The 23,821-nt window shown below is 37.2% G+C and carries 22 protein-coding genes and 1 other RNA gene; 4 read left to right on the top strand and 19 right to left on the bottom strand.

The window, feature by feature from the left end:
• Position 1: 1 nt before the first annotated feature.
• The 18 genes from nusA to J7R05_RS00195 all read right to left on the bottom strand — a co-directional run bounded on the left by nusA (position 2) and on the right by J7R05_RS00195 (position 18,367).
• Positions 2-1,615: a transcription termination factor NusA gene (gene nusA / locus J7R05_RS00280; RefSeq protein ID WP_208540703.1), complete on the bottom strand. Its 1,614-nt coding sequence runs from the start codon at positions 1,613-1,615 to the stop codon at positions 2-4.
• Positions 1,616-1,664: 49 nt separating this feature from the next.
• Positions 1,665-2,291, bottom strand: a complete 627-nt coding sequence (rimP, locus tag J7R05_RS00275) for a ribosome maturation factor RimP (RefSeq protein WP_208540969.1) — start codon at positions 2,289-2,291, stop codon at positions 1,665-1,667.
• 143 nt (positions 2,292-2,434) lie between these two features.
• The gene (trmB, locus tag J7R05_RS00270) at positions 2,435-3,136 is read right to left on the bottom strand and encodes a tRNA (guanine(46)-N(7))-methyltransferase TrmB (RefSeq protein WP_208540702.1); all 702 of its coding nucleotides are present in this window, start codon (positions 3,134-3,136) and stop codon (positions 2,435-2,437) included.
• Positions 3,133-4,401, bottom strand: coding sequence for a methionine adenosyltransferase (gene metK / locus J7R05_RS00265; protein ID WP_010703291.1), 1,269 nt, complete (start codon positions 4,399-4,401; stop codon positions 3,133-3,135). Before metK ends, trmB begins: the two co-directional genes overlap by 4 nt.
• A gap of 133 nt (positions 4,402-4,534) precedes the next feature.
• A complete protein-coding gene (locus J7R05_RS00260; protein ID WP_010703292.1) occupies positions 4,535-4,945 on the bottom strand; it encodes a helix-turn-helix domain-containing protein in 411 nt (136 codons plus the stop codon).
• 148 nt (positions 4,946-5,093) lie between these two features.
• Positions 5,094-6,683: an apolipoprotein N-acyltransferase gene (gene lnt / locus J7R05_RS00255; RefSeq protein ID WP_208540701.1), complete on the bottom strand. Its 1,590-nt coding sequence runs from the start codon at positions 6,681-6,683 to the stop codon at positions 5,094-5,096.
• Between the two features lie 7 nt (positions 6,684-6,690).
• Positions 6,691-7,719 carry a hemolysin family protein gene (locus tag J7R05_RS00250; protein ID WP_208540700.1) on the bottom strand — a complete coding sequence of 343 codons (1,029 nt, stop codon included), beginning with the start codon at positions 7,717-7,719 and terminating at the stop codon, positions 6,691-6,693.
• Between the two features lie 100 nt (positions 7,720-7,819).
• A complete protein-coding gene (ybeY, locus tag J7R05_RS00245; RefSeq protein ID WP_208540699.1) occupies positions 7,820-8,296 on the bottom strand; it encodes an rRNA maturation RNase YbeY in 477 nt (158 codons plus the stop codon).
• A 19-nt stretch (positions 8,297-8,315) separates the two neighbouring features.
• The gene (locus tag J7R05_RS00240; protein ID WP_208540698.1) at positions 8,316-9,416 is read right to left on the bottom strand and encodes a PhoH family protein; all 1,101 of its coding nucleotides are present in this window, start codon (positions 9,414-9,416) and stop codon (positions 8,316-8,318) included.
• Between the two features lie 109 nt (positions 9,417-9,525).
• Positions 9,526-10,902 (bottom strand): tRNA (N6-isopentenyl adenosine(37)-C2)-methylthiotransferase MiaB, encoded by a 1,377-nt coding sequence (gene miaB / locus J7R05_RS00235; RefSeq protein WP_010703297.1) that lies wholly within the window; start codon positions 10,900-10,902, stop codon positions 9,526-9,528.
• A 31-nt stretch (positions 10,903-10,933) separates the two neighbouring features.
• Entirely contained in the window at positions 10,934-11,425 is a 492-nt protein-coding gene (rimI, locus tag J7R05_RS00230) for a ribosomal protein S18-alanine N-acetyltransferase (RefSeq protein WP_208540697.1), read from the bottom strand.
• The gene (gene tsaB, locus J7R05_RS00225) at positions 11,418-12,107 is read right to left on the bottom strand and encodes a tRNA (adenosine(37)-N6)-threonylcarbamoyltransferase complex dimerization subunit type 1 TsaB (protein ID WP_208540696.1); all 690 of its coding nucleotides are present in this window, start codon (positions 12,105-12,107) and stop codon (positions 11,418-11,420) included. The genes rimI and tsaB overlap by 8 nt, the downstream gene beginning before the upstream one ends.
• Positions 12,108-12,480: 373 nt before the next feature.
• Entirely contained in the window at positions 12,481-13,509 is a 1,029-nt protein-coding gene (locus J7R05_RS00220) for a YeiH family protein (protein ID WP_208540695.1), read from the bottom strand.
• 87 nt (positions 13,510-13,596) lie between these two features.
• Complete coding sequence (gene recR / locus J7R05_RS00215; RefSeq protein WP_010703300.1) at positions 13,597-14,202, bottom strand: recombination mediator RecR; 606 nt, start codon at positions 14,200-14,202, stop codon at positions 13,597-13,599.
• A gap of 36 nt (positions 14,203-14,238) precedes the next feature.
• Entirely contained in the window at positions 14,239-14,562 is a 324-nt protein-coding gene (locus J7R05_RS00210; protein WP_010703301.1) for a YbaB/EbfC family nucleoid-associated protein, read from the bottom strand.
• Positions 14,563-14,576: 14 nt separating this feature from the next.
• Positions 14,577-16,505, bottom strand: coding sequence for a DNA polymerase III subunit gamma/tau (locus J7R05_RS00205; protein WP_208540694.1), 1,929 nt, complete (start codon positions 16,503-16,505; stop codon positions 14,577-14,579).
• A gap of 225 nt (positions 16,506-16,730) precedes the next feature.
• Positions 16,731-16,828: signal recognition particle sRNA small type (gene ffs, locus J7R05_RS00200), an RNA gene on the bottom strand.
• Positions 16,829-17,635: 807 nt separating this feature from the next.
• Positions 17,636-18,367 (bottom strand): 3-deoxy-manno-octulosonate cytidylyltransferase, encoded by a 732-nt coding sequence (locus J7R05_RS00195; RefSeq protein ID WP_208540693.1) that lies wholly within the window; start codon positions 18,365-18,367, stop codon positions 17,636-17,638.
• Between the two features lie 101 nt (positions 18,368-18,468).
• Here J7R05_RS00195 and J7R05_RS00190 point away from each other — a divergent pair, with 101 nt between their 5' ends.
• The 4 genes from J7R05_RS00190 to J7R05_RS00175 all read left to right on the top strand — a co-directional run bounded on the left by J7R05_RS00190 (position 18,469) and on the right by J7R05_RS00175 (position 23,042).
• Positions 18,469-19,029: a c-type cytochrome gene (locus tag J7R05_RS00190; protein ID WP_208540692.1), complete on the top strand. Its 561-nt coding sequence runs from the start codon at positions 18,469-18,471 to the stop codon at positions 19,027-19,029.
• Positions 19,030-19,171: 142 nt separating this feature from the next.
• The gene (locus J7R05_RS00185; RefSeq protein ID WP_208540691.1) at positions 19,172-20,293 is read left to right on the top strand and encodes a microcin C ABC transporter permease YejB; all 1,122 of its coding nucleotides are present in this window, start codon (positions 19,172-19,174) and stop codon (positions 20,291-20,293) included.
• Positions 20,290-21,435: an ABC transporter permease gene (locus J7R05_RS00180; RefSeq protein WP_425490144.1), complete on the top strand. Its 1,146-nt coding sequence runs from the start codon at positions 20,290-20,292 to the stop codon at positions 21,433-21,435. The genes J7R05_RS00185 and J7R05_RS00180 overlap by 4 nt, the downstream gene beginning before the upstream one ends.
• On the top strand, positions 21,432-23,042 hold the full coding sequence (locus tag J7R05_RS00175) for an ABC transporter ATP-binding protein (protein WP_208540690.1): 1,611 nt from the start codon (positions 21,432-21,434) through the stop codon (positions 23,040-23,042). Before J7R05_RS00180 ends, J7R05_RS00175 begins: the two co-directional genes overlap by 4 nt.
• On the opposite strand, the gene J7R05_RS00170 is transcribed toward J7R05_RS00175, so the two are convergent.
• Entirely contained in the window at positions 22,988-23,776 is a 789-nt protein-coding gene (locus tag J7R05_RS00170) for a molybdopterin-synthase adenylyltransferase MoeB (protein ID WP_208540689.1), read from the bottom strand. The genes J7R05_RS00175 and J7R05_RS00170 overlap by 55 nt on opposite strands.
• Positions 23,777-23,821 lie beyond the last annotated feature (45 nt).

Below are 23,821 nucleotides of genomic sequence, written 5' to 3'. Positions count from 1 at the left end.
TTTAAAGTGTATCTTCATCCACGTTATCTGTTTTCTCATTTTCTGTAGAATTTTCTACGACACAATCAGTTTGGCATATCCAACCTGCTTGCACACGTGCAGCTAAAATCATAGCTTCTGCATCAGTACGTGTAATATCAAATGGGGTTAAGATACCAGAGAAGTTTTGAACTTGACCTCCTTTGCGTTCTCGCCAGCCGATTAAGTCATCCACTGCATAACCTGCAAAATCGTCTATTGTTTTAATACCATCTTCACCAATAGCAACCAACATTGCGTTTGTCATGCCAGGAAGTGATCGCAATTCATCAGCAACACCGAGTTTTTTACGTTTTTCATCTAATTCTTTTTCTTTGCGTTCTAGGTATTCGCGTGCACGGCTTTGAATTTCTGAAGCAGTTTCATTATCAAAACCATCAATAGAAGCGATTTCTTCAAGATCAACATAGGCAATTTCTTCAATTGAAGCAAAACCTTCTGATGCCATAACTTGTCCGACCATTTCGTCAACATCTAAGGATTCCATGAAAAGCTTACTGCGTTCATTAAATTCTTTTTGACGATTTTCGGATTCTTCTTGTTCTGTTAAGATATCAATGCTCCACCCTGTTAATTGCGAGGCTAAACGAACATTTTGCCCACGTCGCCCAATAGCGAGACTGAGTTGGTCATCAGGAACGACAACCTCAATACGTTCTGCATCTTCATCAAGAACGACTTTTGAAACTTCAGCAGGTTGTAGTGCATTGACAATAAATGTTGCAGCATCAGGTGACCAAGGAATAATGTCAATTTTTTCTCCTTGCAATTCTGCAACAACAGCTTGAACCCGACTTCCTCGCATTCCAACGCACGCTCCAACAGGATCAATTGAGCCATCACGTGAAACGACAGCAATTTTGGCACGCGAACCTGGATCACGTGCAACGGATTTAATTTCTATAATACCATCATAAATTTCTGGCACTTCCATGGTAAAAAGTTTTGCCATAAATTGAGGGTGCGTACGCGAAAGGAAAATTTGCGGCCCTCGCTGTTCACGATGTACGTCATTAACAAAAGCACGGATCCGATCTCCATAATGAAAGGACTCACGAGGAATTAGCTCATCACGTCGTATTATAGCTTCTCCACGTCCTAGATCGACAATAACATTACCATATTCTACACGCTTGACTGTACCAGAAATTATTTCACCAACTTTGTTTTTGAATTCTTCAAATTGCTGGTTACGTTCCGCATCACGTACTTTTTGGACAATAACTTGTTTGGCAGATTGCGCTGCAATGCGCCCAAAATCCATAGGAGGTAAAGGGTCACAGAAAAAATCACCAATTTTTATATCGACTTGATATTTTAAGGCGTCAGATAAAGCGATTTCATTTGTATAATCTTCAACAATATCAACGACTTGAAGCAAGCGCTGTAATTTAATTTCACCAGTTTTAGAATTAATCTCAGCACGGATATTGGTTTCTTGACCATAACGTGAACGTGCTGCTTTTTGTATAGCATCAGCCATTGCAGAAATGACAATTTCACGGTCAATTGACTTTTCGCGTGCAACAGCATCTGCGATTTGCAGAAGTTCAAGCCTGTTAGCGCTTATAGCCATAGATTTTCTCCTTTTTTATACCATCCAAGCGGAATGATCCTAATTAATATTAATTTTGACAGTTTGTTTTTTCGGTTAAAGTGTTGAAATTATCTTCAGGGATTAGCTGTTGACGTAACTCTTTATCTTTTTTCAGTGCGTCGCGAATAAGTTCATCAGTGAGTACTAGACGCGCATTCGTAACATCAGCGAAGGGAATCAAAACATCCGCTATTTCTCCGTGGGAAGCTTTATCGGTATTTAAGGTAAAGCTATTTTGTGTAATATTTGTTAGTGTGCCACGAAATTTCTGGCGTCCATTAATAACAACACCAGTTTCAATTTTTGCAACATGTCCTTGCCACTTGAAAAAATCAGATTTTCTTACCAATGGGCGATCAATACCAGGAGATGAGATTTCCAAATGATATTTTCGTTCAATGATGTTTTGTACATCAAGAAAAGGCGAAACAGTGCGGCTAATAATTTCGCAATCTTCTATTGTCATGGTGCCATCAGTGCGTTCAGCCATAATCTGAAGAGTTAAGCCATTTAAACCAGAGAATTTTACGCGAATTAAACGATAACTTAAAGGTTTGAGCAATGGTGAGACAAGAGCAGCCACACGCCCTTCGATGCCATCTTCTTCAAATAGACGCGGCTCGTCAATGTTATTTATTGTTCCAGTTTCGTTTATATCATTCAAGTTGTTTTGACCCACTGATATTAAAAAAGAGCGGGTCCAAATAACCCACTCCTTATCACAAGATTAAGAATTCTTTTCATTATATTCTTAAATTTAAAGTTTTTCAAGTCGTCCATGGTAAAGTGTTTTATCAGCTATTTCCTAATAAAAGTAAGATAAGCAGGTGTTCTGCCTTCGCGCAAAGCTTTTGCTTCATAACGGGTGCTCTGCCATGACGGGTAGGGGTTTTTCCAATCTTGAGGATTTTCTGCTTGCCATTCAAAACTGTCGTGATGTGTGCAGTGATATAGGGTCCAATTAACGTAAGTATCTATATCACTAGCAAAACGGAATTTTTTACCTATCTTAAGAACTCGAGCAAAACGATTAAGATTTTTTGCATTGATAAATCGCCGTTTCCAATGCTTTTTTTTAGGCCATGGATCGGGATAAAAAAGGTCTATTCCATCAAGTGATGCTGTTGGCAGCCAATCAAGAAGTTGTGTGGCATCATTATCATAAAGGCGAAGATGATTTTGATAATGTGTGTGTTTTTCAATATGGACCAATATTTTTGCCATACCATTAATAAAGGGTTCTACGCCAATAAAACCAGTTTGTGGAAAACGTTCCATTTCATGAATTAAATTTTCACCTCCACCAAAACCAATTTCAAGCCGGACTTCCTTTACTTGAGTAGCAAATAAAGATGTTAACTCTAAGGGCGCTGGTTTATTTAAATCAATATTAAGAGTGGGGAGAAGCGTTTTTATACACGAAAGTTGATTGTTTCGTAGCCGTTTTCCTTGTCGGCGACCAAAAAAAGCTTCGCTCATACGTGTTTTATGTGGAATCATGGTACTTTAATCATTGATTTAAGCGTTGCAATTAGATCAGTTTTTTCCCATGAAAATGAACCATCATGTTCTGGTTTGCGCCCAAAATGGCCATAAGCAGCTGTTTTGGCGTAAATGGGTTTATTAAGACCAAGGTGTTTTCGGATACCTGTTGGTGAAAGATCCATTATTTTGCGGATTGCGGTTTCAATAGTATTTTCATCTACTTTTCCTGTTCCGTGAAGGTTAAGGTAGATAGATAGGGGTTGTGCAACGCCAATTGCATAAGAAAGTTGAATAGTACACCGTTCTGCTAAATCAGCTGCAACAATATTCTTAGCTAGATAGCGTGCAGCATATGCTGCAGAACGATCGACTTTTGTTGTGTCTTTACCTGAAAACGCCCCTCCACCATGGGGTGCTGCACCACCATAAGTATCAACAATGATTTTGCGTCCTGTTAACCCTGCATCACTTTGAGGACCGCCAATAACAAATTTGCCTGTTGGGTTGATATACCAACTGCATTCATCAGAAATAGGAATATCACGTAAAGCTTGGCGAATATAAGGCTCAACCACTGTTTGTACTTTATTTGAATCCCAACTTTCATCCAAATGTTGTGTTGAAAGAACAATAGACGTTACTTCTATAGGTTTTCCATTTTTATATCGTATTGTTATTTGACTTTTAGCGTCTGGCCCCAGTTTTCCAGCTTCTCCTTCTTTTTTATGGCGCGCTATGGCAAGAAGCTCTAAGATTTTGTGCGCATAATAGATTGGTGCAGGCATAAGGTCTGGTGTTTCACGGCAAGCATATCCAAACATAATACCTTGATCGCCTGCCCCCTCTTGGCCTTGACGATCAGTTGCATTGTCAACCGCTTGTGCAATATCAGCCGATTGTTGACGCAAGAGAACATCAATTTTAACCGTTTTCCAGTGAAAACCTGCCTGTTCATAACCAATTGCACGAATAGCTTGACGTGCAACTGTACGAAAATGAGTAGGGTTGATGATCGGAGAACCAATTTTATCATAAATAAATTCTCCATTTTTATCTCTTTTTAAAAGCGTATCAGGAACACGTACCTCACCAGCAATAACCACGCGATTTATGCTTACTAAAGTTTCACAAGCGATTCGCATTAACCATGGATCAGTTCCAGTTTTTTGCGCTTCTTTATAAACCATATCAACGATTTCATCCGAAATACGATCACAGATTTTGTCAGGATGCCCTTCGGATACTGATTCACTAGTGAAAAAATAATTTTGATGCGGCATAAAAACTCCCTCAAAAAAGAAAACCGGCACTTTCTTATTATTTATTTAAAGTTTGCTCTATTTGCCAATCCTATGGCAAATCGTCAATGCTGATTTATGAGGCGATATTAAAGGAAAAATGTAATTTTTATTTTTATAATTTATTTGTTTGATCTTCTTCAGAAAGAGCTTTTGCTAAATCAATGATTTTTCGACGTACTTTAGCATCAAGTATATTAGTAAAAGCACGCATTAATTGGATTCCTTCGCTGCTAGAGCAAAAATCCATGAAATTACTCTCGCTTTCAGCAAAACCTTCTACGGATTGAGTAATGCCTTTATCAAAAAAATAAGAAACAGGAACATCCATAATTTCTGCAATTGCTTGAAGGCGACTTGCACCAACACGGTTTGTACCTTTTTCATATTTTTGGATTTGCTGAAAAGTAATACCTAATTGCTCACCTAATTTTTCTTGGGTAAGACCTAACATATTACGACGTAAACGAATACGAGTGCCAACATAAACATCTATTGGATCGGGCTTTTTTCTAGTTTCGGTCATACTGCAACTCTTTATTTTCAGCGCTTTGTTTCCAAATCAATATTAGATGCACGTAAAGTTAGTTTATCATAAATTAGGATAATATGTAATACTTTTCCCCAACGTTACTGGTACGCATAACATGATATTATACATAAGCACTCAATCATTAAGGTCGTCTTGTAAAGCCAAAACTAATACGGCACAATAGCATAAGAATGAATAAGATGAAAGTAGAGAATATTCTGTATTCATTGTTCCATATTAGAATAATTGGCGATGGAATCGGAGAATCAAGAAAACCAATAGCATTGTGTTCAAGAGCATCAACGATTCGTCCATAAGGGTCAATCACAGCTGATATTCCATTGTTGGCTGCTCGTATAAGAGGTATTCCTAGTTCAACTGCACGCAGCCGTACTTGCTGAAAATGTTGATACGGGCCAGGTGTTATGCCAAACCATGCATCATTTGTAACATTAATAATTGCTTGAGGAAGAGGGCCTTTAAAAGTCATTTCATGGGGAAATATGGCTTCATAGCAAATGAGAGGGAGATAAGAAAATCCATTTGGCATCATAATAGTTTGGCGCTCAGAAGCAGAGCTATATCCACCAATTTTATCCGCAATGGCATGTAATCCAATTTTATTCCATAAACTTTGATAGGGGAGGTATTCACCAAAAGGGACCAGATGAAGTTTATCGGAAGCGTTAAGAATATTGCCTTTGGCATCAATAACTTCAATTGTATTAAAATATTGTGTTTGGGCATTTGGGAAGTCAGTATTGGCTCGCACAGCACCAATAATAGCCCATTGTTGTGGCTTAAGAAGTGAGGCGATGCGCATTGTGATATCAGAGGTACCTGTGAGAATATAAGGAACAGATGCTTCCGGCCATACGATGAAGTCAGGTTTTAAAGTTTGATCAGTTTCTGACATTATACTTAAATTTAGATGAGCTGTGAATATATCTTCAGGTATAGCATTATCTAATTTTTTGTTTTGTTGGATGGAAGGTTGAACAATGCGTACCCAATAACTACTCTTTTGATAATCAGTAATATTAGGTGCTCTATTCAGTCGATAAAATCCAAAGAAGCTATGGGCTAATGTAAGTAAAAAACAAAGAACAAGTGCAGATTTCTTTTTTTCATTCGTGAATAAAACTGTAGGTAAACTATAGACTAAAACAGCAAGAATATTCATTCCGTAAAGTCCTACAATCATATCTGATTGCATGAGCATCGGAGTTGGCATAGCCGTATAACCAAGAGCGTTCCATGGAAATCCTGTCAACAAGATGGCGCGTAACCATTCTGCTAGTCCCAGTGCAAAAGCAAGGACAAAAAAGCGTGCTATCCCTTTTGTCCATAACCAACCAACAATAAAACCAGTAAAAGCCCAATAAAGAGCAAGATAAGCAGGAAGGCCAAAAACAACAAATGGTATTGTCCAAACATAAGTAATCGGATCTATCAATAAAGCATTGCTTATCCACCAAAGGCTGCAAACAAAATAACCAAAGCCAAAATTTCCGCAAGTTAATGCACTTATCAAAAGGCGTTTTTTGAGATTTTGAATAGCGTAGATTGCATCAAGTAAGATAACAAAGACAGGAAAAGTTAAAAAGCTGACAGGTGTCAGATAGAAGGGTGGGAGCGCAAAGGATGTGAGTACACCACATAAAAAAACACATATTTGCCGTTTCCAACCAGTGATAGAAAGTAGAAAAGCTGTGAGCTTATTAACAAGCACTTGATCATCACCCTTTTAAAGTAGCCTCTTCAGTTAAGTGCTCATTTTCTGGGATACGAACAATGCGTAATCGCTTAATCCGGCGTTTATCAGCTTCTAAAATACGGAATTTGTAGCCAGGTATAGCTTCAATGATTTCACCTTTTGAAGGAATGCGGTCAAGAATGGAAACAATCAAACCACCAATGGTGTCGACTTCATCACCATATTCTCCTACAATGAAATCAGGACCGAGAGCTTTTTCCACATCTTCTAATTCAGTTCTTGCATCAACAAGCCATTTATTATCGGGTTCACGCACAATAACATTGTTGATATTGTCGTGTTCATCTTCAATATCACCAACGATGAGCTCAACAATATCTTCCATAGAAACTAAACCGTCTGTGCCACCATATTCATCAATAACCAAAGCCATTTGTGTTCGTGTAGCTTGCATACGTGTTAATAATTTACTAGCAAGCATAGAGCTTGGAACAAATAAAACCGTCCGAATAAGATCTAGTTTACCAATTGGGGTATCTAAACCCTCTGTATGGTTTAACTGAAGTGGAACAGATTTTTGCCCATTTTTGTTGGAAGTTGAACTGGTAATAAAGCGGGTTATATGACTAAGAATATCACGAATATGGATTATACCTCGTGGATCATCTAAAGTTTCAGCATAAACAGGCATACGAGAATAACCAATTTTTTCGAAACATTCGAGAGCTTCCCCAAGAGGGGTATTTATTTCTAATGCTTCGATTTCAGAGCGTGGGATCATTACGTCATCAATGCGTGTTTCACGCAAGCGTAAGATATTGTGCAGCATAATACGCTCTTCGGGTGAGAAGAGTGTTGCGTCATCTTCATTTTGAGCAGCAAGGGCATCAGTTAAATCATCACGCAGTGATGTGGAGTTACGTCCACGTAAGAATGAAAACAAATGGCTCAGAAATGAATTTTTTTCTATATGATTTGTTCGTTGAGAGGAGGCTCCTTCAGTATGAGAAGATATTTGATTATTATTGTGTGTATTGATTTTATCCACCATGGTCCTAAGATTTTCTAAGCCTTCTTTTTATAATATAACGCATAAGATGCTTTAAGCTTTATTATGTAATATCGGTTTTTAAAATTTGATTTTTATCATTTTAAAGTAACTCAGTATAGGGATTTTTTATGGAAAGCTTGCTGAGGATTTCTCTTTCTAACGTTTCCATTTGATTAGCTTCATCATTTGTTTCATGATTGTAACCAAGAAGATGGAGGAGGCCATGAACGATCATATGCGTCAGGTGGTCTTGAAATGATTTCCCTTCTTCTTTTGCTTCTCTCATAATAGTCTCCCTTGCAATGATGATATCACCAAGCATAGGTTTAGGATTTTGTCCAACTTTGAGAGGAAAAGCAGGAAAGGATAAAACATTGGTGGATTTGTTTTGAGAGCGCCATTGTGCATTGATTTGTGCTATGTGATCGTCATTTGTAAAAAGCAAGCTGAGTTCACTTGTTACTTGGTTTAATGATAAATGATGCATTGTGGTGGTTAATGCTTTTGTGGTGATGTCATAAAGTACGTCCTCATTATCCCACTCAGAATCTTCAATAGTTATATCAATAGTAATCATGGTGGATTTAATTCATTTTTTAATCAAGATCATTAGAATGATACTTTTTTGCTTGTTTGCCAGAATCGCGATCATAAGCGCGGACAATAGCAGCAACAAGAGGATGGCGTACAATATCTTTTTCGTCAAAACGAACGATCGAAATATTTTCTATATCTGAAAGAATGCGAATTGCTTCCGTTAAACCTGACTTTTGCCCTGCCGGAAGATCAATTTGGCTTATATCACCTGTAACAACAACACGCGCTCCTTCTCCAAGACGTGTGAGGAACATTTTCATTTGCATGGGTGTAGTATTTTGTGCTTCATCAAGGATGACAGCTGAATGAACAAGTGTCCGTCCGCGCATGAAAGCGAGAGGAGCAATTTCTATGATTCCAGAAGCTAAAATGCGCTCTATCTTTTCAGCAGACATCATATCGTAAAGGGCATCATAAAGCGGGCGTAAATAAGGATCAACTTTTTCTTTGAGGTCACCAGGAAGAAAACCAAGACGTTCCCCAGTTTCAACTGCAGGACGTGAGAGGATAATTCGTTCAATAATACCGCGTTCTAAGAGCGTTACAGCGTGAACAACAGCAAGATATGTTTTGCCGGTTCCTGCTGGACCTATACCAAAAACGAGTTCAGAACACTCCATTGCTCGCAGATAAGCCTCTTGCATTTGGGTGCGAGGGTAGATTGTTTTTTTATGAGTGCTCAATTGTATTGGTACATGTTTTGTCGCAGATTGAATTGTTTTTGGAGACTTTTGCTTTTCATTTGGCAAATTTGCCATAGTGAGTGCACTTTCTGTATCTGATAAAGTAAGCTCTTGACGTGTTTTTGCTAGTTTGTAGAGCTGGCCTAATGCATATTGCGCGTGTTTTGTAGCAGCAGCACTTCCACGGATTGAAACTTTGTTACCACGTGGGTAAATGTTAAGTCCGAGTTTTTGTTCAATATAAGAAAGATTTTCATCGAATTTTCCAAAAACCATTTTTGCATAGTTGTTATTTTCAAAAGTTAAAACAATATGATCAGCTTCCGATAAGCTCGTTTTTTCAAAGATATTAATGTTTTTGGGGGAGGCATTTATTGCCTTTTTGATGTGTTTTGGTTTTTCGGTTGATACTTTCAACCTATTCTCCTGTGTTGTTTAAGTATGATACATTTAAGATATAATTTTTTTCTTTAAAAATAAAAGAGTTTTTTGAGTTAATACTTTGAACAAAACTTTAGGAGTGTTTTTAAATATTCACTTTTTCTCCGACGAAACTGTTTGAACTCGCATTTTTAATATGAATCTCCATAATAGTGCCTGTAGAGACTTGTGCATCTACAACAACAGGTAAAAGCCAAGGAGAGCGACCTACCATTTGCCCAAGATGGCGACCAGATTTTTCAATAAGGATATTGGTTTTTTGACCAATTTTAGAACGTAAAAATGTATGTTGCTGGTCAAGAAGGAGTGCTTGTAAACGTTGAAGGCGAGAATTTTTCACAGTTTCATCGACATGGTTTTTCATTGTTGCACCAGGTGTTCCAGGACGGGGGGAATATTTAAAAGAATAAGCTGAACTGTAACCCACTTGTTTAATGAGTTTAATGGTTTCTTCAAAATCTTCATCAGTTTCACCTGGGAATCCCACAATAAAATCGCCTGAAAAAGCAATATCTGGTCGTGCGGTACGAATTTTTTCAATAAGTTTAAGATAATGAATACTTTTGTGTTGGCGATTCATTGCTTTTAAGATACGATCTGAACCAGATTGGACAGGAAGGTGCAGATAAGGCATAAGCATATCAAGATCGCGATGTGCAGCAATAAGGCTGTCATCCATATCGCGTGGATGGCTGGTTGTATAACGCAAGCGCTTTAAACCATCAAGTTTGGCAAGATGATAAAGAAGGTCACCAAGGCGCCAAGTTTTTCCATTAGCACTTTGTCCATGCCAGCCATTTACATTTTGCCCCAAAAGCGTAATTTCTTTGACACCAGCTTCAATAAGTTGGATGGCTTCATGAGTAATTTGTTCAACAGGTCGTGATGTTTCAGCACCCCGTGTATAAGGAACAACACAAAAGGTGCAAAATTTGTCACATCCTTCTTGTATTGTTAAAAATGCGCTAACACCCCGTTTTTGCACAGCATGTTTATTATGAGGTGGTAAATGAGTAAATTTATCTTCAACAGCATAATTCGTTTCAACAATTTTTTTTCCTTGTTTGGCTTGTTTTAATAACTCTGGCAAGCGATGATACATTTGCGGTCCAACAACAAGATCTACTGTTGGTGCACGACGCAAGATTTCATCTCCTTCGGCTTGTGCAACACAGCCCGTCACACCAATTATTAAAGGTTTATCAGGTGCACGTTTTTGACGTATCATCCGCAAGCGACCAAGATCAGAATAAAGTTTTTCTGCTGCTTTTTCACGAATATGGCAGGTGTTAACAAGAATAAGGTCAGCATCATTTGGTGTTTGTGTAGTTACATAACCTTCGGCACTAAGACTATCGTTCATTCGTTGGCTGTCATAAGTATTCATTTGACAGCCATAGGTTTTGATAAAAACCTTTTGGGGAGAAATAGAAAGTGTATTCTTAAGATGCGACTGCTTCATGATGCATTCCTAAACGCTTTTTGCATAAATCTCAATCTGTTTGCTTAAAAGTTTTTTGCATGATGATTGCATTTTTGCGGCCATTTGTTGATTGATAGTAAGCAAGACGTTTAGCAATCTTTTTGAATTCAAAATGCTGATAAAGAGCCAAGGCAGAAAGATTGGTTTCTTCAACTTCTAAAAATAGCTTTGCGGCACGCGCATGTTGAAGATAACAAAGTACACTATCGACAAGCAAAGAACCAATTCCTTGTCTTTGGTAATGAGGTTGGACAGCAATTGTAATAATTTCTGCTTCATCAAGAATAAGACGGCATAGACAAAATCCTAAAATTTGATCAGGCTGATTAATAAGGTAAACTTTGTAGCCAAAAATAGAATGATCTTTTAAAAAAGTATCAAATGTTTGTTCTTCCCAAACCGGAATAAAACAATTTTGGTGAATTTGATGAAGAAGAGCGCTATCATCAGTTTGTAGCGATGCAATCTCAAAATGTTTTTTTATGGATGAAAGTTTAGCCATTATTTTTTCGTGGTAAGACAAAACTGGCGTTTTGTTTTGCGTCAGCATCGCGTAAATAAAGTGGGCGAGGTGCAGCTTGTGGCTGTTTGTTTGCCGCAAGGTGAGCATAGGTTAAAACATCAGCCGCTTCACATGGAATGAGATCTGATATAGTTGTGGTGTTTATTTTATTGTTTGTGATGTGCAAAGCAATAATATCGGCAGCTGGACCCGTTAATACTGTTTGTTGTGGTAAAGCTGCGACGATATTCTCGAGTGTTTGTAAGCCAGGTGCACATAAAGCTGTAAGGTCTTTGTTAAAATTTTGATAATAGAACATTCCTCTACCAGCTTCAATGACAGCAGTGATTGGTGACATAGTATTTTTGTTAATTGCTTGTACTACTAATGCTTCAAGTGTACTCACCCCAATGGCTGGTACTTCTAGTGCTAATGCTAAAGCTCTTGCAGTCGAAACACCTGTACGTACACCTGTAAATGATCCAGGTCCGATATTAATGGCGATCCGATCAATTTGATCAAATGTGATGTCGGTTTGGTCAATTATTTGTGCAATTTGACCGATGAGTTTTTCAGCATGGCCTTTGGAAATGCATTCGCTGATACGCGCAATAACAGCTTGATGATGGGTAAGTGCAACGGCACAATAAATTGAAGCGGTGTCTATAGCAAGGATGAACATGAACGCATTTTGACTGGATATAACAACAGATAAAGAATTAATTATAACTTTTTGAGTATTTTTATATTTTGCAATGTTTGAAGACAATTGCAATATTAATAAACATTACGTTTTTGGAAATATTTTATTCAGACTAGATTAATGTTTAATGTGTGTTTTTTATAGCATGGTAAAAGTGTACGCAAGGGTATCACTAAAAATATTACAATTATCAAGGAGTAACCGAAAAAGAACCATAAAGTTCATATGCAGCGTTAAGAAAAGCATGGATAATATAGAAGATCTAAAATTGTTCGGATGTTTAGGTCATGATAGTTTTATAGAAGGCAATTATTAATCTGAAATGTTTGGCACTATGAAGACTGGCCAAATTTTAAAATATTATATGATTGAGATTAATAAGTTTTATCATGAGAAAGCTAAGAGTACTGAGGATGAATATAGAGAGGGTTGAAGTAGAAATAACGCTCCATCCTGCTTTTTTTAATGAACGAATATCAACATCCAATCCTACTGCTGCCATTGAAATGACAGTAAATATTTGAGCAGTGAAATTAATAGGGTTGAGAGCCATTGTAGGGATCAGTTCAGCTGAGCGTGTAAGCATCATCATAATGAAACCAATAATAAACCATGGAATAAGAGTATGTAAGCGTAAGTGTGTTTGTCCTGGTTGGCGATAGATGATTGATAGAATAAAAATAAGAGGACCTAGCATTAAAACCCGTACCAACTTTACAATTGTTGCAATTTGAACACTTACAAAAGATATGGGGGCTGTTGCTGCAAAAACCTGTGGTACGGCATAGACAGTCATGCCCGCAAGAACACCATATTGATTAAATGATAAATTCAAAAGTGGCTGCAAAAAGGGCAAAGTAAAAATAACAATAACCCCTAAGAGAGCAGTGAAAGCAATGGATGCGGCTACATCTGTATTTTTAGCTTTAATAGTGGATGCAGTTGCTACAATAGCTGAATTACCACAAATAGCATTACCACATGCAATGAGCATTGCTAAATGTGAAGAAAGCCCAAAAAGACGCCCAATGGCAAAACTGATAAGAATAGTTATAAATATGACGAATAAGATGCCAACAAGTAGATTCCAACCAGCTGAAAAAACAGTATGAATACTAATGTTTGCACCTAGGAGTACAATAGCAATTTCGAGAAGTGTTTTTGAGCAAAAGGTTATACCTCTTTGCAGAGATTCTGGGAGAATAAAACAACTACGAATAATAGACCCTAATAAAATTGCCAAAACAAGACTTTCAAACCACAGTTCTGTAAAAAGTTGTTTTTCTATGATTTCTAAACTATAAGCTAACGCTGATACAAATATGCATATTAAAATGCCAGGACCAAAATTAATGAGAAACGGTAATTTTTTATTTAACATTTTGGCCTTTTTTCCTTTAAATATGATAGCAGAAATAGCAAGATAAGAGTAAATAGCAAAAATAGCAAGAAGTAAAAAGAATACATTTTAAAGATTGGTTCTCGCTCGTAAGGCTGCAGCTAAAGTTCCATCATCGAGGTAATCTAGTTCACCACCAACTGGTACTCCATGGGCAAGTCGGGTAATTTTAATTGAAAAATTAGACAGTTGATCGGTGATATAATGCGCTGTTGTTTGCCCTTCAACAGTTGCATTAACAGCTAGAATAACTTCTGTAATTGAATCATTAATAACACGGTTTATTAAAGAAGTAATGTTGAGTTCATCTGGGCCTATTCCATCCAATGGGGATAGTCGTCCACCTAATACATGATAACGTGCTGGTAAAATTCCGGCTCGTTCAAGAGCCCAGAGATCAGAAATATCTTCAACAACAATAATCGTTGTATTATCACGGCGAGGGTCTGTACAAATCAAACAAGGGTCAGTTGTATCCACATTGCCACAAATAGAACAAATGCTTACTTTGTTTACAGCTTCTTGTATTGCTGCCCCTAATGGCTCCAATAGTATTTCTTTTTTCTTGATGAGATGAAGGGCAGCACGGCGTGCTGAACGCGGTCCAAGACCTGGTATTCGCGCTAAAAGTTGAATGAGGCGCTCAATTTCAGGGCCTGCAATGTGTTGAGACATACCATTATTCCAAAAGATTAAATTAAAGCCACTTTATTAAAACGGAAGCTTGAAACCTGGTGGAATCGGTAAACCTGCTGTTATACTTTGTGTTTTTTCTGCTATAGCCGTTTCAATTTTTGCTTTAGCTTCATTATGAGCTGCCATAATGAGATCTTCAAGTATTTCAACCTCTTCAGGATTGATTAGTGACGGGTCAATTTTGATTGCTGATATAATATTTTTACCATTTAAGGTGATACTAACGAGCCCGCCGCCGGCTGTACCTGTTATATGCAAATTAGCCAAATCATCTTGCATTTGCTGCATTTTTTCTTGCATTTCTTTGGCTTTTTTCATCATGCCCATCATATCACGCATAGTAATTAATTTCCTTATTCATCATTTGTATGATCATTGTTTTCATTGTCGAAGATATGAGGAGTTAAATCAAGATCATTTTCTTGTTTATTCAGACGAATATCGACAATTTTTGCTCCTGGGAAATGGTTGAGAATTGTTGCGATATCAGGATCTGTTTCTACATCAGAAAAAAGAGCCTTTTGAGCGGCTGCGCTTTCTTCTTGTAAGGTTGGTCCTCCCCCTTCAGTGACGAAAGTTATTGTCCATTTTTTTTCAGTCCATTGATGTAACATTTTTTTTATATCACGAGCTAGTGAACGCGGAGCATTTTCAGCAAGTCTTAATGTTATATGCCCTGGTTCAAAAGAAACAGGATGAACAAATTCTTTGATGAGCAATTTGAAATGTGTTTCACGGTGTTGTTCAGCTAAATTAACGATATCATGTAGGGAGTTTATATTTAAGGATTTTTGTTCTGTTGTTTCCGTTTCTGGTTGAGAAGAAGCGTACGGTAAATGAACAACATTGTTAGAAGATTCGATAGTTTGAATGTTATCAAGACTTTCTGTTGTTTTAAAAGAATCTGTATTTTCAGGAGCTTGAATTTTTAATGATTCTATTGGTTGAACGGAAAGGCTGGGTTGATTAGTTACGGTTGTTTTTAAGTTATGTTGGTTTTGCTGTGAGTTTGAAATTTGTGAGAAAGAGTGAGTCTGTCCACCACCAGTTTTTACGCTATGGTTTACATTGTTGGCTTCTTGATGGGAATTATTTTCGGTAATTGTGAGAGATGTTTTTTCTTGCGTGAGTTTTTTCAACGCTTCATCAAGAGTTGGCAGATCAGCAGTGTGGGTAAGGCGAATCAATATCATTTCAGCAGCTTGAATAGGGCGTGCAGCTTTATTGACCTCCTGTAAGCCTTTGAGCAAAATTTGCCAGGTTCTGGAAAGAACGGGAATAGAAAGTTTTTGTGAAAAGTCCAAACCTCTTAAACGTTCCTCTTCTGTTAAGAAGAGATCTCCAGCTATCTCTGGTGTCAAACGCAACCGTGTGACCAAATGGTTGAAGTCAGATAATTCTGTTAATATCATAAAAGGGTCGGCACCTGCGTCATACTGGCTACGTAATTCACTCAATGCACTGACAATATTTCCTTTCATAACAAATTCAAACAGATCAATAATACGCGCTTGATCAGCTAGCCCTAACATTGTGCGTACTGAAACAGTACTGACTTTACCATTGCTATAGGCAATAGCTTGGTCAAAAATAGACAAAGCATCACGCGCAGACCCTTCTGCAGCACGAACGATTAGAGATAAAGCTTGATCTTCTACTTTAATTTTTTCATGTTTAGCAATTTTACGCAAATGCTCTACTAAAACTTTTGATTCAATACGCCGTAAGTCAAAACGCTGGCAGCGTGAAAGGATTGTAATAGGGACTTTGCGAATTTCTGTTGTTGCAAAAATAAATTTTATATGGGGTGGTGGTTCTTCAAGCGTTTTTAACAGGCCATTAAATGCTTGTGTTGAAAGCATATGAATTTCGTCGATAATGTAAATTTTATAGCGCGCAGAAACAGGACGGTAACGTATTTGTTCAATAATTTCACGAATATCGTCAATACCAGTGTGCGAGGCAGCATCCATTTCTATAACATCAATATGGCGGCCTTCAATAATTTGTGCACAATGTTCACCAAGTGTATTAAGTGCAATAGTGGGTTGGTCGATATTTTTTGTTTTGTAGTTGAGCGCACGCGCTAAAATGCGTGCTGTTGTGGTTTTTCCTACTCCACGAATTCCTGTTAACATCCACGCTTGTGCAATGCGTCCTGTCTCAAAAGCATTAGTAAGGGTGCGCACCATTGCTTCTTGACCAATGAGGTCAGAGAAATTTTGAGGCCGATATTTGCGAGCGAGAACACGATAAGTCGTTGCTGCAGGCAGTTTTTCCATCAATGATTCCAATTTTTAAAGCTCTTGTAAGTATATTACAATGACATGAAAACACAGATTAAAAATATACTTTACTATAAAAGGATTTTTTCTCAATCAATTTATTTTAAGAAAATAGAATCATTTCTTAAAAACACCCAAGATTTCTTTATTTTTGGGAGGCAGAGCACTTATCTTATCACGAAGATTTATAAAATAGCAAAGGCGTGATTCCATTTAATAAAAGTGGAAGGTCGGCACGATGACCCGTACCAGAGCTCGTTAGGGCTGCTTCTTTCCAGACCTGACCCGGTTGGCGAGTAGTTCGTCCATCACCAACCTCCCAATTTTATATTGTCGATTTAAAAAAGAAAATCAAGCTTTGAAACAAAAAACGTAGAAAGAATAGTTAAAAAGCTTTCTTTTGAATTTAATTTATATTTAGCATAAGAAATATTTTTGGTTTTTCTTTAACATTTTGTGATTTGCGGTTTTTGAATGATTTTATTTTTGTACTGCAGGTTGCTGAATATGCAAGAAATTTGTTTTATAATAAAGTAGCCTATGTTTTTGTTTGAAGTAGATAAAATATTGGCTTTGTTATAGGTAATTCTTGATCAAAGTTTTCTCTTATTTCTATGTTTGTTTGCAATGTAGCTTATAATTTACGGGGTGATTAGGCTATAAAAGTGAGCGCCACTAATTAATGTGAAAATTAATTTTTCTTTTTAAAAGTTCGGTTATCCAATCTGTTGGAAAATCTATACAATATTCGAATTTCATTGAATATATGTGGAAGTATAAAATTACTCAAACTGAATTGAGGGTGTTTTGCAAATCCGATTTTAAAGAAGCATTTTTCCAAATAACTGAGTAAGTTCTATACATTTGGAGCTCTTATCAATACCTTATTACCAAGCGTAATCTTCTATAATGCAAGTCTATCTTAATAGCTTTTTACTTATGGCATTTAAAAACTACAGCGTTTTCATAAAAAGAAGTTTACACTTAGAAATTAGATGCTTTTAAAGATAATGTCTTTTTTCTTTATGTGGTAATGTGAATAGAAACAATAAGCCGTGTGGCTATTGTTAATGATAATTTTTAACGTGGTGCAAAAGTGTTAATATGATTACAAAGAGTTGATTTCTTTATGTTAAGATTTTGCGTACTTTATCAAGATCAGACTGTGTGTCGACACTTAAGGGAATCGTATCAATTATTTCTACATCGATACGCATATTATTTTCTAATGCACGTAATTGTTCAAGTTTTTCGCGTTGTTCGAGCGTGGATGGTGCAAGAGTTACAAATCGTTCAAGTGCTTCACGTCGATAAGCATATAATCCAATATGATGGTAAAGAGGACCGTTTCCGTAAGGTGCAGTTGCACGGGTGAAATAAAGAGCACGCAAACGATTTTGAGAAAGCGGTGTACCAATAATTTTGACTACATTGGGATTTGTTTTTTCATCTTCTTCAATAAGTTTAGCACCCAGAGTTGCAATATCAGTTAAGTCATTTTCTAAAGGCTGTAGAGCACTAATAATTTCGTGAGCGGTTATTGTTGGTAAATCACCTTGTAGATTTACAATGATATTGTAGTGTCGCTCAGGATCAATGATGGTTAAAGCTTCATAGATGCGATCAGATCCTGATTGATGGTCACTACGTGTTATGATGCATTCATGTCCGTAAGCTGTCACAGCTTGAGCGATGGTATTGTGGTCCGTTGCAACAATGATACGTCCTAATGCAGCTTTTTTTGCTTGTTCAGCTACATGAATAATCATAGGTTTTCCAGCGATTTCAGCGAGAGGTTTTCCTGGAAGACGAGATGAACCCATGCGAGCGGGAATAAGAATGAGTGGTTTAAAAGCCATCACTAGAGTTCCAAATGTTGTATATTTGATATATTTAGTATGATATACTATAAGGAAAAGCCTTAAACTGAAAATGATAAAAATTGAATATTTAGATTTTAATGAAACGATCTACATTTACCTATTTTATTTGTGCTTCTCTGTTTTTGCTCATTATTGCGGGGGGAGTTTTCATTTTTAGTGATGTAATTTATAATTATTTTGCATCAGTTCAACATTCTTATACTGCAGATAATGATGAGCTTAAAGAAAAACAGGATCTATCTCACCATTATTTATCGTTAAATGAGCGTCTTCAACAAGGTGATCTTGAAAATGGGCGTAAAATTTTTCGTCAGTGTGCTCTATGTCATACTTCTGGGCGTGATAATTCTAACCGTGTTCTTGGCCCGACACTTTGGGAGATAGTAAATCGCCCTTTTGCGGATGCAAAAGATTTTACTTATTCAAGAGTGTTACGTGAAAATTCTAATAAAAAATGGGATTTTCCCACTTTAGATCGCTATCTTCAATCACCTCGTAAAGCATTTCCAGGGACAACTATGTCATTTCGTGGGATTAAAAATGATCAAGATCGTGCTGATCTTTTACTCTATTTACGCAGTCTATCTGATCACCCTGTTCCTTTACCACTGGATAATGAAGATGCTAAACAAGATTAGTTTGTGCCAGAAGTTCTGACTTTAAAAGTATGTGTAGTTAGCTTTATTTGTGATTTGGGTTTTATCGAGTTATCAAAAGAATTGTAAGCGATGTATTATTTAAAGTGATTTGGTGTGATTTGATCAAAAGGTAAAATAGGAAATGGTGGCCTATATTCTATGGCGTCTCTTACTAATTATACCGACACTGATTGGTATTTTGACAGTAACATTTGTCATTGTGCAATTTACACCCGGTGGACCTATTGAGAATATTATTGCTCAATTACAAGGAATGGGTGGTGATGCTGTAGGACGGATGGTTGGTGGTAGCGATCTTAGTCTTTCTTCTGATAGCGTTTTTGATGGCGCGCATGCTGATTTATCTGCTTATGGGAGTTTTAAATACCGTGGAGCACAAGGGTTGGATCCAGAATTTATTGCCAAACTTGAACGGCAATTTGGTTTTGATAAGCCACCTTTGGAGCGTTATTTGACGATGTGTGGCAATTATATACGTTTTGATTTTGGGGAGTCTTATATACAAGGGCGTTCAGTTATTGAGTTGATTAAGAGTGCTCTACCTGTTTCTCTTTCTTTTGGTTTTTGGAATTTGCTGATTTCTTATGCTATTTCCATACCGTTAGGAATCCGTAAAGCACTTAAAGAAGGCTCTGCTTTTGATGTATGGACGAGTGCTATTATTGTTATTGGCTATGCAATTCCTAATTTTCTCTTTGGAATTTTTTTAATGGTTTTTTTTGCTGGGGGATCTTTTTTTGATTGGTTTCCATTAGGTCATTTGACTTCGGATAATTTTGATAAATTATCCTTTGGAGGCAAGATATTAGATTATCTGTACCATTTAATTTTACCATTAACAGCGATGGTCATTTCTTCTTTTGCGACAACAACCTTGTTAACGAAAAATTGTTTTTTGGAAGAAATTCGTCAGCAATACGTCATTACAGCTCGCGCGAAGGGTTTAAGCGAACGCTCTATTCTTTATGGTCATATTTTTCGCAATGCGATATTGATTGTAATTGCCAGTTTTCCTGCAGCTTTTATGGGTTCATTTTTTAGCGGATCTTTATTGATTGAAATGCTGTATTCATTAAACGGTATGGGGCTTTTAAGTTATACATCTATTGTTAATCGTGATTACGCTGTTGTATTTGCCTGTCTTTATATTTTTTCTCTGATTGGTCTTGTTGTGAGCCTTATTTCTGATATCATTTATATGCTGGTTGATCCACGTATTGATTTTGATAGAAAAGATTTATGATGGAAAAGGTAAAATATGATCAATTTTGTGACTCGAAGTTACAAAAACGATCTTTTTTTTCTCCATTGAGTGCGCGTCGTTGGCGTAATTTCAAACAAAATCGTCGCGGTTGGTGTTCATTGTGGCTTTTTTTATTTTTATGTTTTTGTTCTTTTTCAGCAGAATTTATTGCCAATGATCGCCCTATTGTTGCTTCTTATAAGGGGGAGTTGCTATTCCCTGTTTTTTTTGATTATTCCGATGAAAAATTTGGTGGGAACTTAGCCGTAGCGGACTTTCGAGATTCTTTAATTCAAAATGAAATTGCAAAACATGGTTGGGCGGTGTGGCCACTAGTTCGTTATTCCTATAATACAGTAGTAGGTAATAAAACTGTAGCATTATCACCTCCTTTTTGGCTTCAAAGTAAAGAAGAGCGTTGTATCAATTATGCACAAGGAAGCGCTGATCCGGAATGCACGATAAGTCGATGGAATTGGCTTGGGACAGATGATCTAACACGTGATGTTTTTGCGCGGGTTTTATATGGCTTTCGATTATCGATAATTTTTAGTATTCTTTTGACAGCTATTTCAACTATTATTGGTGTTATAGCAGGGGCAGTTCAGGGGTATTTTGGTGGTTGGGTTGATTTAATTTGTCAACGTTTGATTGAAATATGGTCTTCTGTACCGTCGCTTTATTTAATTATTATTATGGCTGCTGTTTTGGCACAGGGTTTTTGGGTATTGTTAAGCGTTATGCTTCTTTTCCAGTGGGTTGCATTGGTTGGTGTGGTGCGTGCAGAATTTTTACGTGCGCGCAATTTTACCTATATTACTGCTGCACGCGCTTTAGGTGTGCCTAATCGCATTATTATAATACGTCATTTACTGCCAAATGCTATGGTTGCTTCCTTAACTTATATGCCATTTTTATTAACATCAGGTATTTCTTTACTGACATCACTTGATTATTTGGGGTTTGGTCTTCCGCCTGGTTATCCTTCTTTGGGAGAGGTAATGCGGCAGGCTACTTCTAACTTAAACGCTCCTTGGATTGGTATTACAGGTTTTGTTGTTATTGCTACTTTATTGGCTTTGTTGGCTTTTATTGGGGAGGCAGTGCGGGATGCTTTTGATCCACGAAAGACATTGCAATGACAAAGATGCTTTCGGTACGTAATTTGTCGGTCGCATTTTGCCAAGCGGAAGAAAAAAAATGCGTTGTGGACCAAATTTCTTTCGATATTGGAAAGGGAGAGATAGTTGCTCTGGTAGGGGAGTCTGGTTCTGGAAAATCGGTAACAGCACTATCTATTTTGCAACTTTTACCTTGTGTAAAAACACTTTATCAATCAGGTGAAATTCTTTTTAATAATCAAGATTTAATGAAACAGAAAGAAGAGGATTTGCGTAAAGTTCGTGGCAAAGATATTGCTATGATTTTTCAAGAACCAATGATTTCTCTTAATCCTTTGCATACTGTGGAACAGCAAATAGGTGAAGTTCTTAAAATACATTCAAACATATCTGGTAAATTATTACGCACACGTATTATTGATTTGCTGAATCAAATGGGAATTGATGAGCCGGAAAAACGTTTGGGTTCTTTCCCACATCAATTATCAGGTGGTCAACGGCAACGCGTGATGATTGCAATGGCGCTTGCAAATAAGCCACAATTATTAATTGCCGACGAACCAACAACTGCACTTGATGTGACAGTTCAAGCACAAATTCTTGAGCTTTTAATGCAGCTTAAAAAAAGCTGCAATATGTCAATGCTTTTGATTACTCACGATTTGGCTATTGTGCGTCGTGTTGCAGAGCGCGTTTATGTTATGAAAGAGGGGAAAATTATTGAAAATGGTACCACGAGTGAAATTTTTAACAATCCCCAGCATTCCTATACAAAGAAATTATTAGCGGCAGAGTTTCAAGGTTATCCCCTACAGGCTAATGATAATGCACCCGTTTTGATGCAAGGTAAGAAAATACATGTTTGGTTTCCAATTAAAAAAGGTTTATTGCGGCGAACAGTTGATTATGTAAAAGCTGTTCAAGATGTTGATATTACAGTTCGTACTGGTCAGACACTTGGTGTTGTTGGTGAATCAGGTTCAGGGAAAACAACATTAGGGCTTGCACTGACACGAATGATTTCTTCCAAAGGTCAGATTTATTTTGATGGTGTTGATATTGGCAATTTTACTTTCAATCAGATGCGTTCTTTACGCCGCCATATTCAAATTGTTTTTCAAGATCCTTTTGGTTCGCTTTCACCACGTATGTCTGTAAGTGAGATTATCACTGAAGGGTTGTCGATTCACGAACCATATCTTTCTGATTGTGAACGTAATGATCGCGTGATTGAAGCTTTGCGTGAGGTTGATCTTGATCCTGCTGTGCGCTATCGTTATCCCCATGAATTTTCCGGTGGGCAAAGACAGCGAATTGCTTTTGCACGTGCAATTATTCTTAAGCCTCGCTTTATTATGCTTGATGAGCCAACATCTGCTCTTGATATGAGTATGCAAGCACAGATTGTTGATCTTTTGCATCGTTTACAAAAAAAATATCATTTGGGTTATTTGTTTATTAGCCATGATTTAAAAGTCGTTAAAGCGCTTGCTCATGAAGTACTTGTAATGCATAAAGGGAAAGTAGTTGAGTATGATTGTGCAGATCGTATTTTTTCTTGTCCCCAAAATTCTTATACGCAAGCTTTAATGGCTGCAGCATTTGCATTAGAATCTGGCCGTTTATAGATAATCACATCAAATTGCGCTGACAATCCATTATAGAGAAGGATTTTTCCTACTAAAGGTTCACCAATGTTTGTGATCAGTTTAATAGCTTCCATTGCTTGTAATGTCCCGATAACTCCGGGCAGAGGACTAATAATTCCGACTTCAGAACATGTGGGTATGACGCCAGTTTCAGGTGGGTTAGGAAACAAATCGCGATAGTGGGGATTATTGTCTTTATAAGGCATCAACACTGTCAGTGAGCCATTGAATCGGTTTATAGCACCACTTATTAAAGGTTTAGCACATTGAGCAGCATGGTCAGCAAGTAGATAACGTGTTGCAAAATTATCGCTTCCATCGATAACAATATGATAAGCGTTGAGCAGTTTATCTACATTATTTTCATCTAAACGTAGACTATGTTTTTCAACTATAATATGAGGGTTTATCGCTTTTATAGTGGCTTCAGCGCTAATGGTTTTGCATTGATTGATTGTATTTGTGTTATGAATGACTTGACGTTGTAAATTGGAAAGTGAAACAATATCATCATCAACAATTCCAAGTGTTCCAACACCTGCTGCAGCAAGATAAGTAAGAACAGGGGAGCCAAGACCACCTGCACCTATGACAAGAACACGAGCAGTTTTAAGCTTTTGCTGTCCCGCGCCACCGATTTCGGGTAAAACAATATGACGTGCGTAACGTTCAATTTCTTCTTTGCTTAATTTTGTATCACCTTTTTGTATCATAGATTTTCTCTTGTCATAGTTTTTTTATGATTTAATAAATTTATG

The sequence above is a fragment of the Bartonella capreoli genome (genome assembly GCF_902813205.1).
In the GTDB taxonomy this organism is placed as follows: domain Bacteria; phylum Pseudomonadota; class Alphaproteobacteria; order Rhizobiales; family Rhizobiaceae; genus Bartonella; species Bartonella schoenbuchensis.
The sequence above is the reverse complement of the archived record's forward strand: the minus strand, read 5'-3'. Positions and strand labels throughout refer to the sequence as shown.